The organism is Streptomyces sp. NPDC002088 (assembly GCF_040296605.1).
In the GTDB taxonomy this organism is placed as follows: domain Bacteria; phylum Actinomycetota; class Actinomycetes; order Streptomycetales; family Streptomycetaceae; genus Streptomyces.
Genome location: NZ_JBEOXO010000005.1, coordinates 150,636 through 164,348, shown reverse-complemented (window position 1 = coordinate 164,348; position 13,713 = coordinate 150,636). Strand labels below are relative to the sequence as shown.

19 protein-coding genes and 1 pseudogene are annotated in these 13,713 nt (G+C 70.4%); 16 read left to right on the top strand and 4 right to left on the bottom strand.

What is annotated here, in order from left to right; translation table 11 throughout:
• Window positions 1-169 precede the first annotated feature (169 nt).
• Together ABT114_RS13075 and ABT114_RS13070 are read right to left on the bottom strand one after the other, a co-directional pair.
• Window positions 170-1,912 (bottom strand): pyruvate dehydrogenase, encoded by a 1,743-nt coding sequence (locus ABT114_RS13075; protein ID WP_351141748.1) that lies wholly within the window; start codon window positions 1,910-1,912, stop codon window positions 170-172.
• A 65-nt stretch (window positions 1,913-1,977) separates the two neighbouring features.
• Complete coding sequence (locus ABT114_RS13070; RefSeq protein ID WP_351141746.1) at window positions 1,978-3,459, bottom strand: protein phosphatase 2C domain-containing protein; 1,482 nt, start codon at window positions 3,457-3,459, stop codon at window positions 1,978-1,980.
• 430 nt (window positions 3,460-3,889) lie between these two features.
• Here ABT114_RS13070 and ABT114_RS13065 point away from each other — a divergent pair, with 430 nt between their 5' ends.
• The 3 genes and pseudogenes from ABT114_RS13065 to ABT114_RS13055 form a co-directional block, all read left to right on the top strand.
• Window positions 3,890-4,870 (top strand): winged helix-turn-helix transcriptional regulator, encoded by a 981-nt coding sequence (locus ABT114_RS13065; protein ID WP_351141744.1) that lies wholly within the window; start codon window positions 3,890-3,892, stop codon window positions 4,868-4,870.
• Between the two features lie 36 nt (window positions 4,871-4,906).
• On the top strand, window positions 4,907-5,389 hold the full coding sequence (locus tag ABT114_RS13060) for a DUF456 domain-containing protein (RefSeq protein WP_351141742.1): 483 nt from the start codon (window positions 4,907-4,909) through the stop codon (window positions 5,387-5,389).
• Window positions 5,390-5,477: 88 nt separating this feature from the next.
• Window positions 5,478-5,633: pseudogene (locus ABT114_RS13055) on the top strand (pyridoxamine 5'-phosphate oxidase family protein); the annotation flags it as partial.
• 70 nt (window positions 5,634-5,703) lie between these two features.
• Here the strand turns inward: ABT114_RS13055 and ABT114_RS13050 are convergent.
• Complete coding sequence (locus tag ABT114_RS13050) at window positions 5,704-5,889, bottom strand: hypothetical protein (protein WP_351141740.1); 186 nt, start codon at window positions 5,887-5,889, stop codon at window positions 5,704-5,706.
• Between the two features lie 255 nt (window positions 5,890-6,144).
• On the bottom strand, window positions 6,145-6,564 hold the full coding sequence (locus tag ABT114_RS13045; RefSeq protein WP_351141739.1) for an XRE family transcriptional regulator: 420 nt from the start codon (window positions 6,562-6,564) through the stop codon (window positions 6,145-6,147).
• A 266-nt stretch (window positions 6,565-6,830) separates the two neighbouring features.
• Here ABT114_RS13045 and ABT114_RS13040 point away from each other — a divergent pair, with 266 nt between their 5' ends.
• The 13 genes from ABT114_RS13040 (at window position 6,831) to ABT114_RS12980 (ending at window position 13,711) form a co-directional block, all read left to right on the top strand.
• Window positions 6,831-7,130 (top strand): helix-turn-helix domain-containing protein, encoded by a 300-nt coding sequence (locus ABT114_RS13040; RefSeq protein ID WP_351141737.1) that lies wholly within the window; start codon window positions 6,831-6,833, stop codon window positions 7,128-7,130.
• On the top strand, window positions 7,130-7,312 hold the full coding sequence (locus ABT114_RS13035; protein ID WP_351141735.1) for a hypothetical protein: 183 nt from the start codon (window positions 7,130-7,132) through the stop codon (window positions 7,310-7,312). The genes ABT114_RS13040 and ABT114_RS13035 overlap by 1 nt, the downstream gene beginning before the upstream one ends.
• An 86-nt stretch (window positions 7,313-7,398) precedes the next feature.
• The gene (locus ABT114_RS13030; RefSeq protein ID WP_351141733.1) at window positions 7,399-7,713 is read left to right on the top strand and encodes a hypothetical protein; all 315 of its coding nucleotides are present in this window, start codon (window positions 7,399-7,401) and stop codon (window positions 7,711-7,713) included.
• A complete protein-coding gene (locus ABT114_RS13025) occupies window positions 7,710-8,648 on the top strand; it encodes a hypothetical protein (RefSeq protein WP_351141731.1) in 939 nt (312 codons plus the stop codon). Before ABT114_RS13030 ends, ABT114_RS13025 begins: the two co-directional genes overlap by 4 nt.
• Window positions 8,645-8,917, top strand: a complete 273-nt coding sequence (locus ABT114_RS13020; RefSeq protein ID WP_351141729.1) for a hypothetical protein — start codon at window positions 8,645-8,647, stop codon at window positions 8,915-8,917. The genes ABT114_RS13025 and ABT114_RS13020 overlap by 4 nt, the downstream gene beginning before the upstream one ends.
• A complete protein-coding gene (locus tag ABT114_RS13015; protein ID WP_351141727.1) occupies window positions 8,914-9,321 on the top strand; it encodes a hypothetical protein in 408 nt (135 codons plus the stop codon). The genes ABT114_RS13020 and ABT114_RS13015 overlap by 4 nt, the downstream gene beginning before the upstream one ends.
• Entirely contained in the window at window positions 9,318-9,839 is a 522-nt protein-coding gene (locus ABT114_RS13010; RefSeq protein WP_351141725.1) for a hypothetical protein, read from the top strand. Before ABT114_RS13015 ends, ABT114_RS13010 begins: the two co-directional genes overlap by 4 nt.
• Window positions 9,836-10,042 (top strand): hypothetical protein, encoded by a 207-nt coding sequence (locus ABT114_RS13005; RefSeq protein ID WP_351141723.1) that lies wholly within the window; start codon window positions 9,836-9,838, stop codon window positions 10,040-10,042. The genes ABT114_RS13010 and ABT114_RS13005 overlap by 4 nt, the downstream gene beginning before the upstream one ends.
• Window positions 10,039-10,872: a hypothetical protein gene (locus ABT114_RS13000; protein WP_351141721.1), complete on the top strand. Its 834-nt coding sequence runs from the start codon at window positions 10,039-10,041 to the stop codon at window positions 10,870-10,872. The genes ABT114_RS13005 and ABT114_RS13000 overlap by 4 nt, the downstream gene beginning before the upstream one ends.
• A 1-nt stretch (window position 10,873) precedes the next feature.
• A complete protein-coding gene (locus tag ABT114_RS12995) occupies window positions 10,874-11,896 on the top strand; it encodes a recombination directionality factor (protein ID WP_351141719.1) in 1,023 nt (340 codons plus the stop codon).
• Window positions 11,897-11,979: 83 nt separating this feature from the next.
• The gene (locus ABT114_RS12990) at window positions 11,980-12,825 is read left to right on the top strand and encodes an exonuclease domain-containing protein (RefSeq protein ID WP_351141717.1); all 846 of its coding nucleotides are present in this window, start codon (window positions 11,980-11,982) and stop codon (window positions 12,823-12,825) included.
• Window positions 12,825-13,403, top strand: a complete 579-nt coding sequence (locus ABT114_RS12985; RefSeq protein ID WP_351141715.1) for a hypothetical protein — start codon at window positions 12,825-12,827, stop codon at window positions 13,401-13,403. Before ABT114_RS12990 ends, ABT114_RS12985 begins: the two co-directional genes overlap by 1 nt.
• Window positions 13,400-13,711 carry a hypothetical protein gene (locus ABT114_RS12980; protein WP_351141713.1) on the top strand — a complete coding sequence of 104 codons (312 nt, stop codon included), beginning with the start codon at window positions 13,400-13,402 and terminating at the stop codon, window positions 13,709-13,711. The genes ABT114_RS12985 and ABT114_RS12980 overlap by 4 nt, the downstream gene beginning before the upstream one ends.
• The last annotated feature ends 2 nt before the right edge of the window (window positions 13,712-13,713 follow it).

Genomic DNA, 13,713 nt, shown 5'->3' with positions numbered 1-13,713 from the left:
CTGCAAGGCGGAGGAGGGAGGCAACGCGATGGGGGTCCCCCCATGCCTTTAAGGCTATGGGGGAGTTGTTGACTGACGACAACGCCGCTGGGGGCACCTCCCACGCCCTCAAGGCAGTGGGGGAGTGCGTGCCCAGCCCCGCGACGCCGCCCCCCATTTGCCGGTCGGTCTAAGGCCGCGGCACGTTGCGCAGGTTGGAGCGGGCCAGTTGGAGCATCCGGCCGACTCCGCCGTCCAGCACGATCTTCGACGCGGACAGCGCGAAGCCGGTCACCATGTCGGCGCTGATCTTCGGCGGGATGGACAGGGCGTTGGGATCGGTGACGACGTCGACGAGGGCCGGGCCCTTGTGCTGGAAGGCGTCCTTCAGGGCGCCGGCGAGCTGCTTGGGCTTCTCGACGCGCACACCGTGGGCGCCACAGGCGCGGGCGACGGCGGCGAAGTCGGGGTTCTTGTTGGCGGTGCCGTACGAGGGCAGGCCCGCGACCAGCATCTCCAACTCCACCATGCTGAGGGAGGAGTTGTTGAACAGGACGACCTTCACCGGGAGGTCGTGCTGCACCAGGGTCAGGAAGTCGCCCATCAGCATGGAGAATCCGCCGTCCCCGGACATCGACACGACCTGCCGGCCACGGTCGGTGAACTGCGCGCCGATCGCCATCGGCAGCGCGTTCGCCATCGAGCCGTGGGAGAAGGAACCGATGACGCGGCGACGGCCGTTGGGCGAGATGTAGCGGGCGGCCCAGACGTTGCACATGCCGGTGTCGACAGTGAAGACCGCGTCCTCGTCCGCCAGCTCGTCGAGTACCGACGCGACGTACTCGGGATGGATCGGCACATGCTTCTCCACCTTCCGCGTGTACGCCTTGACGACCCCCTCCAACGCGTCCGCGTGCTTCTTGAGCATCTTGTCGAGGAACCGCCGGTTGTCCTTGGGCAGCACCCGCGGGATGAGACAGCGCAGCGTCTCCTTCACGTCGCCCCACACCGCGAGATCCAGCTTCGAGCGCCGGCCGAGGTTTTCGGGCCGGACGTCGACCTGGACGATCTTCACGTCGTCGGGCAGGAAGGCGTTGTACGGGAAGTCGGTGCCGAGCAGGATCAGCAGGTCGCACTCGTGTGTGGCCTCGTAGGCGGAGCCGTAGCCGAGCAGTCCGCTCATGCCGACGTCGTACGGGTTGTCGTACTGGATCCATTCCTTCCCGCGCAGTGCGTGCCCCACCGGCGACTTGACCTTCCCGGCGAACTCCATGACCTCGGCGTGCGCGCCCGCCGTGCCGCTGCCGCAGAACAGGGTGATCTTCTCGGCCTCGTCGATCATCTCGACCAGCCGGTCGATCTCGGTGTCGCCGGGCCGGACGGAGGGGCGGGCGGTGACGAGGGCGGTCTCGACGGCCTTCTCCGGGGCGGGCTGGTCGGCGATGTCGCCGGGGAGGGAGACGACGCTTACCCCGCCGCGGCCGATCGCGTTCTGGATGGCGGTCTGCAGCAGCCGGGGCATCTGTTTCGGGTTGGAGATCAGTTCGCTGTAGTGGCTGCACTCGCGGAACAGTTGGTCGGGGTGGGTCTCCTGGAAGTAGCCGAGGCCGATCTCGCTGGAGGGGATGTGCGAGGCGAGGGCCAGGACCGGGGCCATGGAGCGGTGGGCGTCGTACAGGCCGTTGATGAGGTGCAGGTTGCCGGGCCCGCAGGAGCCCGCGCAGGCCGCCAGCTTCCCCGTGATCTGGGCTTCGGCGCCGGCCGCGAAGGCCGCCGTCTCCTCGTGCCGGACGTGGATCCAGTCGATGGCGGAGTTACGGCGTACGGCGTCCACGACCGGGTTCAGGCTGTCGCCGACCACGCCGTAGAGGCGCTTGACTCCGGCGCGGACGAGGATGTCGACGAACTGCTCGGCTACGTTCTGCTTGGCCATGACGCTGTGTGCCCCTTCGGTCTCCGGGGATCCCTTTGGGTTCCATGAATTCACAGCGAGTGCCGTTACGCCTCCCAAACAGCGGCCGCCGTACGGTCGTCCGCGTACCCCTTGACCCGGACCAGGGTGTCGGCGAGGAACGCGGCGAGGCCGGGCGCCACCGGGCCCGACCACCGCCCGCCCAGATACCCGCACAGTTCGGGCTCGCCGCGCAGCGGCTCGGCGAGGCCGCCGGTGCACACCAGCAGCGTGTCACCCGGTCGGGCTATCGAGGCGCGGAAGCGGAAGGGTTCGCGGGGCGGTTCCGGGGCGGGTTCGTACGGGCTCGGAGGGGTCGGGATACCCAGGTCCATGGTGAGCCGGTCGCCCTCGGGGGTCTCGCTGGGCAGCGAGCCGAAGCCGACCACCGGCTCCCCCGTGATCTCGGTGACCCGCGGCTCGATGTCCTGCCACTCGCCGTCCCGCAGCCGGAACAGGCCACCCGCGCCGACGCCGAAGAAGACACGCGTACGGCATTCGGGGTCGGCGGGAAGCAGCAGGCAGCGCAGGCCGGCCGCGTACTCGTCGGGATCGATGCCCTGTTCGGCGGCGCTGGCACGGAGCTTGCCGAGGCTGCGGTCGGTGAGGCGGTGCAGGCCGGACTTGAGGTCACCTCGCCGGCCGGCCCGGATGTCCTGCGCGAGCCGGGCGTGGCTGCGGCCTACGGCCCGGCCGATCCAGTGGCAGGCCTCGGCGGCCGCCCGGTGCGCCCCGGCCGTGGCGCGGGCGCCGGTCGCCATCGCCACCAGCACCAGTGCCGTCTCGCCGTGACCGAAGCGTGCGGTGAGCAGGGAGTCGCGGCGCGGCTCGCCCCGGAACCGTGCCGAGTCCCCGCGCGCGGACACCGCGCGCAGGGTGCAGGCCCCGTAGCGGGCCCCGTCGAGCACGGTGTCGGCGACCAGGTCGTCGAGGTCGTCGGGGTCGGCGGTCGGCAGTGCGGTGGGCTCGGCGTCGTAGGTGGGCGGGCCGGAGCCGACGTAGTCGACGGCGGGAAGGTCGAGGCGGGTGGCGGTGCGGATGCCCGGTGCGGCGGCGCCTTCCGTCGTGCGCACGGCCCGGGGCGGGACGGCCGGGGAGGAGGTGGGTCCGGGCGGGCCGCCTTCCGCGGTGACGGAAGTGGCGGCGGTGGCGGCGGTGCCGGCCTCCGGGGCGGGGACCTCCATGGAGGTGCGACCGCCGGTCACGGCGGGACCGGTCGTGGAGCTCGTACGCTCCCGGGGTGTGCGCTGCTCGAACCCCGGCGGCATCGGTCCGGGCGGGAAGGCCGCGGGGCCCTCGGGTGTGGTGGACGGGGGTTCCCAGGGCGCGCGCTGCCGTGGCGGCCCGCCGCCGGCAACCGCGTCTTCCGGCGCCGCTCTCCCGGCCTCGAGCGTCCCCGCCGCCGAGGCGAACCGGTCGTCCAGCGAGTCGGCCGCGGCCGCGGGTCCCGTGTCCTCGGTGAAGTCGTCGTACAGCTGCCCCCACCAGTCGTCCTCCTGACCGATGGGCCTTCCCCCCTGCTGGTTCATGCCCCTGATTGTCCACCGCACGGGCCGTATGAAAACGGGGCATCAGGAAAATCCGGCGCGGTCTTGTCGCGTCGGACGGCGTGTCGGGCGAAGAATCGAACAGCGATGCGAGAGAAGAATCGAGTGGTGAGGCGAGAAGAAACGAAAGGTGAGGCGGAAAAGTCGCCGGGCGGCTCCACCCCCCACGGGAGAACCGCCCGGCGACGTCTGGTGGCCCGGGCGCCTTCGGCAGCCCCGGCAGAGTGTGGACCACTTTCCTGAAGATCGGCTGTGACGGATGATCACATTGCACTGCCGTAGCGCCACATTGGCAGACTGACCGGCGGTACGGCGATGATGTGCGGCGGCGGGTTTACGCCGTGGCCGTTTCCCGCCACGGGCCTGACCGCCGGTTTTGCCTTCGGGAAGTCTTGGGGAGGGACGACACTCCATGCTGGGAGCGATAGGTCTTGACGCGATGCACGAGTCGGCGTACCGCGCGCTGGTGTCCGTGGGCGCGGCAGACGTGCCCGATCTGGCGCGCCGGCTGACCCTCGGGGAGCACGACACCGAGCGTGCCCTGCGCCGGCTGGAGCGGCACGGGCTCGCGGCCCAGTCCTCGGCCCGGCCCGGACGCTGGGTCGCCGCCCCGCCCGGGGTGGCGCTCGGCGCGCTGCTCACCCAGCAGCGGCACGAACTGGAGAAGGCGGAGCTCGCCGCGGCGCTGCTCGCCGAGGAGTACCGGGCGACGGCGGCCGAGCCCGCCGTGCACGACCTGGTCGAGGTGGTGACGGGCGCGGCCGCCGTCACCCAGCGCTTCCTCCAGCTCCAGCTCGGGGCGAGCGAGGAGGTGTGCGCCCTGGTCACCGACCGTCCGGTCGCCGTGACCGGCATGGAGAACGACGCGGAGGAGCAGGCGGCCGACCGCGGGGTCCGCTACCGGGTGGTGATCGAGCGGGCGGTGCTCGACCAGCCGCACGGCATCACGGAGCTGTCCGCCGCGCTCGGCCGCGACGAGCAGGTACGGGTCGTGGACAAGGTGCCGACCAAGCTGGTGGTCGCCGACGGGGCCATCGCCCTGGTGCCGCTCACCTCGCGGATGACCGAACCCGCGGCGCTCGTGGTGCACTCCAGCGGGCTGCTGGAGCTGCTGTCGGGCCTGTTCGAGTCGGTGTGGCGGAACGCCCTGCCGCTGCGGCTCGGCGCGACCGGGGTCACGGAGCAGGAGCCGGACGGACCCGACGCCACCGACCTGGAGATCCTCTCTCTGTTGCTGGCCGGGCTGACCGACGCGAGCGTCGCCAAGCAGCTCGACCTGGGCCTGCGGACGGTGCAGCGCCGGGTGAAGCGGCTGATGGAACTGACCGGAGTGACGACCCGGCTGCAGCTGGGCTGGCACGTGTACGAACGGGGCTGGGTGGCACGGAACTGACCTGCGGTTCCCCCCGGGCTCAGGCACGCTGGGCAGATGGGAGTGTGGGAACTCCTGCTGGTCGGCCTCGTCATCCTGCTCGGCCTGTGCGGAGTGCTGGTGCCCGGCGTGCCGGGATCGTGGCTGGTGTGGGCCGGGGTCCTGTGGTGGGCGCTGAAGGATCCGCGGCCGGTCGCCTGGGGCGTCCTCGTGGGCGCCACCTTCGCGCTGTTCTTCTACCAGGTGGTGCGCTGGGCCCTGCCGCCCCGACGGCTGCGCGAGAGCGGTGCCACTCCCCGTATGGCGGTGTACGCGGGGGCCGGGGCGTTCGCCGGCTTCTTCCTGATACCCGTGCTCGGCGCGATCCCCGGTTTCCTGGGCGGCATCTACCTCTGCGAACGGCTCCGCCTCGGCCGGTCCAGGTCGGCCAGGGCGGCGGTGCGCACGGCGATGCGGGCCGGCGGCTGGAGCGTCCTCGCAGAGCTGTTCACCTGCCTGCTGATCATGGGGGCCTGGCTGGGCGCGGTGGTGTGGGGATGACGTACCGGGCCCCGGCCCCGCGGTAAGCCCTCGGACCTAGGCCGATGATCCGATGTGCCCGTCCGGCCCCGCGTGCTTGGCTGCTGCCATGACCGAGTTCAGCGAGGCCGAGCGCGCGTATCTGAAGTCGCAGCGGCTGGGGCGGCTGGCCACCGTCGACCCGCATGGACAGCCGCAGGCGAACCCCGTCGGCTTCTTCCCGCAGGACGACGGGACGATCCTGATCGGGGGCTACGCGATGGGCACGCCCATGTATCACGAAAGACACCATTAAAGCCGCAGGCTGTAGGCCTGCGGCTTCAAATGGGTGGGTTTCAGGCGCGAGCGCCGGGCCAGTTCTGCACCCACCAGCCCTCGTTCACGATCCGCGTCAACTGGTCGGTGAACTCGTCGACCGCCTGCTTGCTGACATGCTCCTTGGATGCGAGCCACATGAACTCGCCCTCCTGCTCAACTCCGATGACCGCTCGGCCACCGGGAAGCCGGTCGACCAGCTCCATCCTGAATTCCGCTCGGGGTGCTTCTTCTCTGTCCGGCTGAGACGCTCCATCGCCGGACGGGTCGTCGTCACGCGACCCGGTAGTGTCCTCATCCGCCATCGCACTGCCTCCCCAGGTACAGCCGCATCAGGCGCTCGATCTAACGTTCGAGCGCCCATACGGAGTGATCCGTTTGCGCCCCCCAGGCGGATCACCGACGATGCCATACCGATCAGGGTGTGACCAGAGTGAATCACTGAGTAATGGAAAGTCGTACTAATCGTCCGACTTGCCCCCGCCACCCTCACTACGCTGCGCACGCCTCCGGGCAAAGGTCTCCGCGATCTCTGCCAGTTGCTGCCGCTCCACATCTGTCATTTCTTCGATGTGGGCGACGAGCACGCGGGTTGTGCGGTCCTGGCTCCAGATGAACGACTCCATGTCGAGGTACTGAGCGGCGGCAGCTTCCTGAAGGATGCGCAACGGCACGGAGAGTCCGACGGACAGCGCCCGGAGGATGGCGGCCGACGGCGCGTCCGTGTTGCCGCCGCGCTCCAGCTTGCTGATCCAACCGAACTTGGCCTGAACACCCGTCTCAGGATCGACTGCCAGCTCTTCAAGTTTGCGGACGGTGATCTTCAGTTCCGCACGCCGCTGTCGCACGAGGTCGGTGAAGTCGGTCCGCTGCTCAGTCATGGCGTGCATTCTGCCTCTTCGCTCCTCGTCGTGACGCCTGATGTCTACGTTACGGCTTTCGATCACTGAGCAAATGCCAGGTCAGCGGACACAGCTGTTCACCGCTCAGCACAAAGTGTCTACGCGAACACCCCTCACGCGCCATCCCCGCGAAGGGTGATGTCTCGATTTAACTACTCTGTGCGTTTCCGTAGACAGCACGTCTACCCCCGTGTACTGTCGCCCTTGTTCACGCAAACGCACAAAGCGTCTACGGAGGTGAATACATGCGTCCGCAGCAGAACCCCATGGTCCTCGTAAGCGCTGACCTCCTGGTCCAGCTCATGAAGCGCGACGGCGACGGCCAGGCAGTCAGCGTCCGCGATCTCGCCGAAGCAGCCGGCTGCCACCCCAGCAAGATCGACGCCCTGCGCAACGGCAGGCGCGAAACCTCGCTCTACGACGAGGCTCTGGCAATTGCCAAACGGCTTGGAGTCGACCTACTGGTGCTCTGGAAGCACTCCGGCCGCACCGTCCCCGCCCCGGTCGAACCGACCGAGGCACACATCGCGGCGGTGCCGGCCTGATGGCGGGCGACTTCTCCATCGAGGAAGCGGAGCGCCGCCTCGGCCCGGCCGCGGCCGAGCGAGCGCGGCAGATCGCAGCAGCCGCACCGGAGTTCCGGCCCGAGCAGATCGAGCATCTGCGGGCGCTGTTCGCTTCGGCCGCCTTCGCGAGGCCGACGGTCCCCGCGGCTGACGCCGCCTGACCCACCAAACGCCGAAGGGCCGCCCGCTTTGACCGGCCTGGCGACCCCCGATCGGCGACCCCTTCACCACAGGAAGAGAGGCCCCAATGGCCAGTCAGTCTACCCAGCTCAGCGCGGCGATCGCGCTGGTGCAGCTCTTGACCGAGCGTCCTGACCTGTCCGAGCACATGTCGTGGACGGTCTCCCGGACGAGCCCCGTCCTCGTCGGCTACATCCACGACGGCGGCGTGCAGGTGCTCGACGACTGCATGAAGTTCCTGGGCGGCAGCGTCCGAGCCGACCACACGTACGAGATCGGTGGGGAGCGGATGCGGCAGCACGTGCTGACGTCGACGTGGCGGGACGTACGGGTTGAGGTTCTGCTGTCGCTGCCGGTGGCCGCTGAGGCGGTGGCGGCATGAGCGCCCCGGTGTCGCACGACCCGAAGTTCGTGACGCTGCAGGACGGGTCGTCATGGGTGCGGCGCGCGATGACGCGTGAGGGCCGCGGCCTGTACGCGGTGGCCGGTGCGCCGGCGTGCTGCCCGGAGTACGTGATGGCGTCGTATGCCGAGCTTCGTGAGCACGGTTTGCGGGCGGTGGCGGATGTGCTGCCGATGCCGGTGGGCCCGGAGCCGCAGGCGCTGTCGGCGCAGCAGATCGAGGCGCTCACCGCCGCCGGGGACCGCGTGGTGAACGACGCGATGCACAAGCACCTGTGCATGTGCGACGCGTGGCCCGAGAAGTGCGTGTCGACGGCCAACTACTACATGGGCGCTTGGGATGTGAGCGGGCTGGAGACGGCGATCCCAGCGGTGCTCGCACTGTGGGAGCAGATGCGTGGCGGCGAGCGGACGCTGGATGTGGTCGAGGAGGAGCTGACCGGGGCGCGCCTCTCCCTGTGGGAGGAGGAGCAGGCGTACCGGCGGTTGCGGACGGCGATGCTCGCGGTTCAGCGGGACCGCCGCAACCTCCGCGCCGAGGTCCCCAGGCTGAAGGCCTCCTTGGCTGGCGCGGCGGATCAGATCGCCGAGTTGGAGTCCGACCTCGGTGACGCCACCGCTCGGGTCGCCGAGTTGGAGGCCGCGCCGGTCACCGTCTACCGCGCCGAACACCCCGACTCCGGCATCACCCTCGGCCACTACGGCACCGAGACCGCCGCCCGCGAGCACTGCGAGACGACGGAGCGCCGCTCGTGGCCGAAGGGGACCACCCTCGCCTTCGACTGGATCGAGGACGACGAGGACCGCGTCGCCGAGCTGGTCGTCACTGCGGGGCAGAACGAGGAGTCCGCCACGGGCTACATCGTCACGGCTCTGGAGCTGGACTCCGAGTACGACGAGGAGGCCGACGAGTGAGCGCGCACACGACCTCCCCCGCGGAGTGGGCGCAGATGGGCTCCCTCGCCGTCGGGATCTACGGGGCGGCGTCCGCCGTCTGGTTCCTCACGGTTGACGCCGACCTCGCCGACTTCGACCCACGCCCCCTCGCCCGACGCGCCGTGAAGACCACGGCCCAGGCCCACGAGCTGCTGCTCGCCGAGCTGGACCACCTGCGCGTCACGTTCGCTGGCCTGCTGCTGGCTGCTGCTCTCCACCTCAACACCCCGCACGGAGCCGCCCGATGAACCGCATCCGACTCGCCCTGCACCGCCTGTTCCGCCGCCCCGTCATCACCGACCCAATGCGGATCTCTACCCGCCGCATCCCGGACGGCCTGCTCCTCGACTTCGAGGACTACTTCACCTACGTGATCGAGACGATCGCCGACGACGAGGAGATCCTCGGCCTGTTCCTGGAGCTCGTCGAGGACCGGGGCATGGCTCGGGAGCGTAAGCACGACGGCTGGGAGCCGGAGCATCTGCTGATGGAACAGCTGGCTGAGCGGGTGGGCCACGAGATCCCGGTACGGGGCGAGTCCCTGCGGAAGCTTGGGAAGCGGATGCTGTCCGCCGCACCGAAGCCGAAGCCCAAGACGGCCGCCGTGGTGTCGATCCCGGCGCAGCGCCGCAAGGGCGGTGCCGCCGCATGAACGCCCGCCGCAAGCTCATCGCCGCCCTGTCCGAGGACAGCTACGGCGGGATCGCCACCCTCGCCGACGTCGACCACGCCGAACATCTGGTCAACGCACATGCCGCCGAGGTCATCGCCGAGCGCGACGCGGAGATCATGCGATGGCTGGGCAAGAAGGCCCGCGAGTACCGCGCTACAGGCAGCAAGCAGCACGCATTGCAGGCCGACGCCGTCGAACTGATGGCGTCGAAGATCTCGCGCGGCGCGGTCCGGCCGGACAACACGCTGCTGCCTGCCGGTGTCGCCCCGCTGTTCTTCGAGCCCGGCCGCACCTACACCGAGAACGCCCCGTTCCGGGCTCCCGAGGATCGGCCCAACTTCCAGTGCGTGGCCGTGGCCATCCACCCCACCACCGGCAACCGGCGCGCGCTCGGGTTCGAGCAGCCCGGCGCGGGCCGTCCCTGGAGTTCCGCGTCGCTGCGGGACGAGGAATGGGCGGACGGCTGGGTCGAGATCACCGGCGAGGTGACCGGATGAGCGCCCGCTTCGTCCTCCTCACGGTCGCCTACTGGGCGGCTGTCCTCGCCCTCGCGCTCGCCGCAACCTACGCCGCGAACCTCCTGCCCTTGGCCGACCCGGCCACCGCGTCGACTGCCGACGTCACCGCCGGCTGCCTGGCCGCACTCGCCGCGCTGACGTGGCTGCCCTGCCCCTGCCACCGAAAGGACCGCGGCCGGTGACCAACCCCAAGCACGCCCACGACACCCCGCAGGGCCGCTACTACAGCGACCCCGCCGGGGGCCCCGACCTCGTCTCCGTCACCAACGTCATCGACACCGCCGTCAACAAGTCCATGGCCCTCGTCCCGTGGGGCGTGAAGCTCACCGTCGAGTACGTCCTCGACAACGTCGTGGACATCGCTCGCCGCGTCCTCCTCGACAGGGCCGGCCTCACCAAGGAGATCAAGGCCATCCACCGGCAGGTGCGCGAGGACGCCGCCGATCTCGGCGACCGCGTCCACGCTGCCGCCGAGGCCCGCCTCCTCAACGCACCGATCCCCGACGACCCGCAGGTCCGGCCCTACCTGGACCAGTTCGACACGTGGCTCGCCTCCTGGGGCGTCGACTTCGACGAGCACGTTGAGGCCACGGAGATCACCGTCCTGCACCGGCGCCTCGGATACGCCGGCACCGGGGACCTCATCATCTGGCTCCCCACCGGGCCGGGCGGACGGCTGGAACTGTGGCTGATCGACTACAAGAGCTCGGCCACCCGCCGCGCCTCGTCGGTCTACCCGGAGAACACCCTCCAACTCGCCGCGCTCCGCTACGCCGAGACCGTGCTGCTCCCCGACGACACCGAGCAGCCCATGCCGAAGATCGAACGCACCGGCGTCCTCAACCTCCGCGCCAAGAGCCACGCCCTGGTGCCGATGCCCGCCGGCCGGGAAGCCCACCGCGCGTTCCGCGGCGCCCTCGAAACCACCCGCTGGCTGCACGCCGCGAAGTCCTCCTACCCCGCGCTGACCGCCCCCGAGGGCGTCGCGCGCACCACCCGAAAGGCAGCCTGACATGGGGGCCCGACTCCGCAACATCCAAGCCCGGGCGGCCGAGCACGGCCGCCTGCGCACCGGCTACACCCAGGGCAACCGGCCCATGCGGTCGGTGAACTGGGTCGTCACCTCCCACAGCGAGGAGCACGTCCGCCGCGCGGCCGAGCTGTGGGGCGGCGAGCCCGAGCAGTGGCAGCCCCTCAACTCGACAATCACCCAGTGGCGCGTCATCACGAAGACGCCCTCCATCGAGGCGCTGATCACCCCCGGCGACCCGCTCAACCAGTACAACGAGATGTGGTCCAAGGGCGGCTGCCAGCGCCGCTGCGACGGCGAGACCGAGACGATCTCCCGCCAGCCCTGCATCTGCCTGGCCCGCTTCGGCGAGGACTGGCACCAGCAGAAGAAGGGGACCGTCTGCTCCACCACCTCCCGCCTGAACGTCATGCTCCCGGACCTGTCCGGCATGGGCATGTGGCGGGCCGAGACCCACTCCTTCTACGCCGCGCAGGAGTGGGGCGGCATGGTCGACATGGTCCTCGCCGGAACGAACGGCGAGGGGTTCATCCCGGTCAACCTGCGGATCGAACCGCGCCAGCGCGTCGCGAACGGCGAGACGAAGAAGTTCCCCGTCGTCGTCGTCGAACTGCGCGGCATCACCCCGCGGCAGGCGCTCGCCGGACCGGTCAACGCCGCGACCGCCCTCAACCCCGACGCGGCCGGGCAGGCGCGGGCGGCGATCGAGGCGCCGAAAAGCCGCGACTGGGTCGCCGAGGCGCAGGGGCTGCTCCACTCCGACGACGTGCGTGACCTGTGGATGGAGGCGCAGCACGCGGGCGCCGTCCACCCGAAGGGCACGGACCCGCTGTCGAAGCAGCTGATGGCGATCGCCGCGGCGAAGGACGAGGAGAACAAGCAGCCGACGGGCGGCGGCGAGGACCCCGGGCCGGACGAGGACGGCGCGTATGTCGTCGAGGTCGTCGAGGACGGGGAGCGTCCGCCGGCCGGTTGGCCCGCGGTCGCGCAGCCCGGCAGCAGGTAGCCCGCACAACTGACGGTCGCCCCGCGGGCATTGCGGGGCGGCCGGTCCAAGGACACCACACGAACCATCGAACGGAGAAGCACATGAGTCCCGGCATCCCGTGGCACACGCAGCGTCTCGCAGCGCTGGACTTCGAGAGCAGCGACAAGGACCCGCAGACCGCGCGCATCGTCTCCTGCGCCCTCATCCTCGTCGGCGGCAGCCTGCCCACCGACACCCGCACCTGGCTGGTCAACCCGGGGATCGCGCAGGAGCCTGGCGCGATCGCGGTCCACAAGCTGACGGACGAGTACCTCGCCGAGCACGGCGCGCCCGCCGAGCAGGCGGTGGGTGAGATCGCCAAGTCCGTGGCCGAGGTCGTCGCCAGCGGCGTCCCGCTCGTCGGCCACAACCTCGGTAGCTACGACCTCAACCTCCTCAACCAGGAGTGCCTGCGTTACTCCGGTGACTCGCTGGAAGGGATCTGCCGCCAGCCCCTGACCCGCGTGATCGACACGATGGTGATCGACAAGCACGCCGCCCCGTACCGGCGGCGGGTGTCGGAGACGCAGGGCCCGTACCAGATGCGCACCAGCGCCGAGATGTACGACCTGCCGTGGGAGGAAGACAAGGCGCACGGCGCGGAGTACGACGCCCTGCAGTCCGCGCGGGTGGCGTACCGGATCGGGGCGATCGCCCACACGCGGCCCGAGGACCGGCCCGACTGGGTGCAGCAGCTGCGCAACCGGCGCGGCCCCTACGACCGGTTCAACGACCTCACCGGCATCGACGTGGACGAACTTCACCGCAGGCAGATTCGGTGGGCTGCCGAGGACGCGGCGTCGTATCAGGCGTGGCTTCGGGACCCGCAGAAGTCGGGGGCCAAGCACAATCCGGACGCGGTGATCGACGGTACGTGGCCGCTGCGCCCGGTCGGGGGTGAGGCGTGATGTGGTTCGTCTCCCGCCGCCGGCACAACGCCGAGCTGGCCGCCGCCCGCGCCGAGACCGGCCGACTGCGCAGCGAACGCGACCAACTGATCGAGGAACGTGACGCGTTCAAGTACACGGCCGAGTCCGTGTCCGAGAAGTACACCGACACCGCCCTCGTCAACGAGCGTCTCACCGAGGACCTCACCAAGGCCCGCAGGCTCCTGAACGCCGACCTGCTGCCGTCCGCCGACGTCTACCGCAAGGGCCTCGCGGTCGCGCTGGACGCCAGCCTGGAACGGGGCTGGGACGACCTCCTTGCTGATGCGGCCCGCATCAACAGGATCGCGGCACAGCGGGCGGCCGAGATCGCCGGACTGAACACCCACTTGAACCGGGCCCGCGCGGACTTGGTCGAACTGTCCGGGGAACTGGCCGATGGGCGGGAAGCCCGACGCCCGATCGACGGCGGCAGCAGCAAGCCCCGCACCGAGTCGGACGAGTTGCGCCAGGCCAAGGCGCACGCGCGGGATCTGGCGGCGCAGCTCGCCACGATCACCACCGCGAACCTGCGCTGCACGTGCAGGAGGCCGTCGTGAACGACCGCATCCACGCTGGCGTGTCCGCGCTGGCCGCCTCCTTCGTCGGCGCCGCCTTCCTGGTCCGCTACGCCATCACCGGCGGACAGCAGGGCCGACACCGCGCCCGCCGTGTCCGCCCGGCCGAAGAGTACGTGCCCGCGCACGTCCTCATCCCCGCCCTCGCCGTCCACGGCCCCGGCTGGCCGACCGCCGCATTCCGCCACTGCATCGGCTGCCACGCCGAAGTGCCCGTCGTCGTCCACGACGGCGCGCACCGGTGCGACGCACACGGCCACGTCACCATCACCACCACCACGGGGGACTGACC

Coding starts and splice junctions, on each gene's coding strand:
- ABT114_RS12985 (WP_351141715.1), top strand. CDS start 12,825: ATGTGGTTCGTCTCCCGCCGCCGGCACAACGCCGAGCTGGCCGCCGCC.
- ABT114_RS13070 (WP_351141746.1), bottom strand. CDS start 3,459: ATGAACCAGCAGGGGGGAAGGCCCATCGGTCAGGAGGACGACTGGTGG.
- ABT114_RS13060 (WP_351141742.1), top strand. CDS start 4,907: ATGGGAGTGTGGGAACTCCTGCTGGTCGGCCTCGTCATCCTGCTCGGC.
- ABT114_RS12995 (WP_351141719.1), top strand. CDS start 10,874: ATGGGGGCCCGACTCCGCAACATCCAAGCCCGGGCGGCCGAGCACGGC.
- ABT114_RS13050 (WP_351141740.1), bottom strand. CDS start 5,889: ATGGAGCTGGTCGACCGGCTTCCCGGTGGCCGAGCGGTCATCGGAGTT.
- ABT114_RS13035 (WP_351141735.1), top strand. CDS start 7,130: ATGGCGGGCGACTTCTCCATCGAGGAAGCGGAGCGCCGCCTCGGCCCG.
- ABT114_RS13010 (WP_351141725.1), top strand. CDS start 9,318: ATGAACGCCCGCCGCAAGCTCATCGCCGCCCTGTCCGAGGACAGCTAC.
- ABT114_RS13030 (WP_351141733.1), top strand. CDS start 7,399: ATGGCCAGTCAGTCTACCCAGCTCAGCGCGGCGATCGCGCTGGTGCAG.
- ABT114_RS13025 (WP_351141731.1), top strand. CDS start 7,710: ATGAGCGCCCCGGTGTCGCACGACCCGAAGTTCGTGACGCTGCAGGAC.
- ABT114_RS13015 (WP_351141727.1), top strand. CDS start 8,914: ATGAACCGCATCCGACTCGCCCTGCACCGCCTGTTCCGCCGCCCCGTC.
- ABT114_RS13045 (WP_351141739.1), bottom strand. CDS start 6,564: ATGACTGAGCAGCGGACCGACTTCACCGACCTCGTGCGACAGCGGCGT.
- ABT114_RS12990 (WP_351141717.1), top strand. CDS start 11,980: ATGAGTCCCGGCATCCCGTGGCACACGCAGCGTCTCGCAGCGCTGGAC.
- ABT114_RS13065 (WP_351141744.1), top strand. CDS start 3,890: ATGCTGGGAGCGATAGGTCTTGACGCGATGCACGAGTCGGCGTACCGC.
- ABT114_RS13040 (WP_351141737.1), top strand. CDS start 6,831: ATGCGTCCGCAGCAGAACCCCATGGTCCTCGTAAGCGCTGACCTCCTG.
- ABT114_RS13075 (WP_351141748.1), bottom strand. CDS start 1,912: ATGGCCAAGCAGAACGTAGCCGAGCAGTTCGTCGACATCCTCGTCCGC.
- ABT114_RS13005 (WP_351141723.1), top strand. CDS start 9,836: ATGAGCGCCCGCTTCGTCCTCCTCACGGTCGCCTACTGGGCGGCTGTC.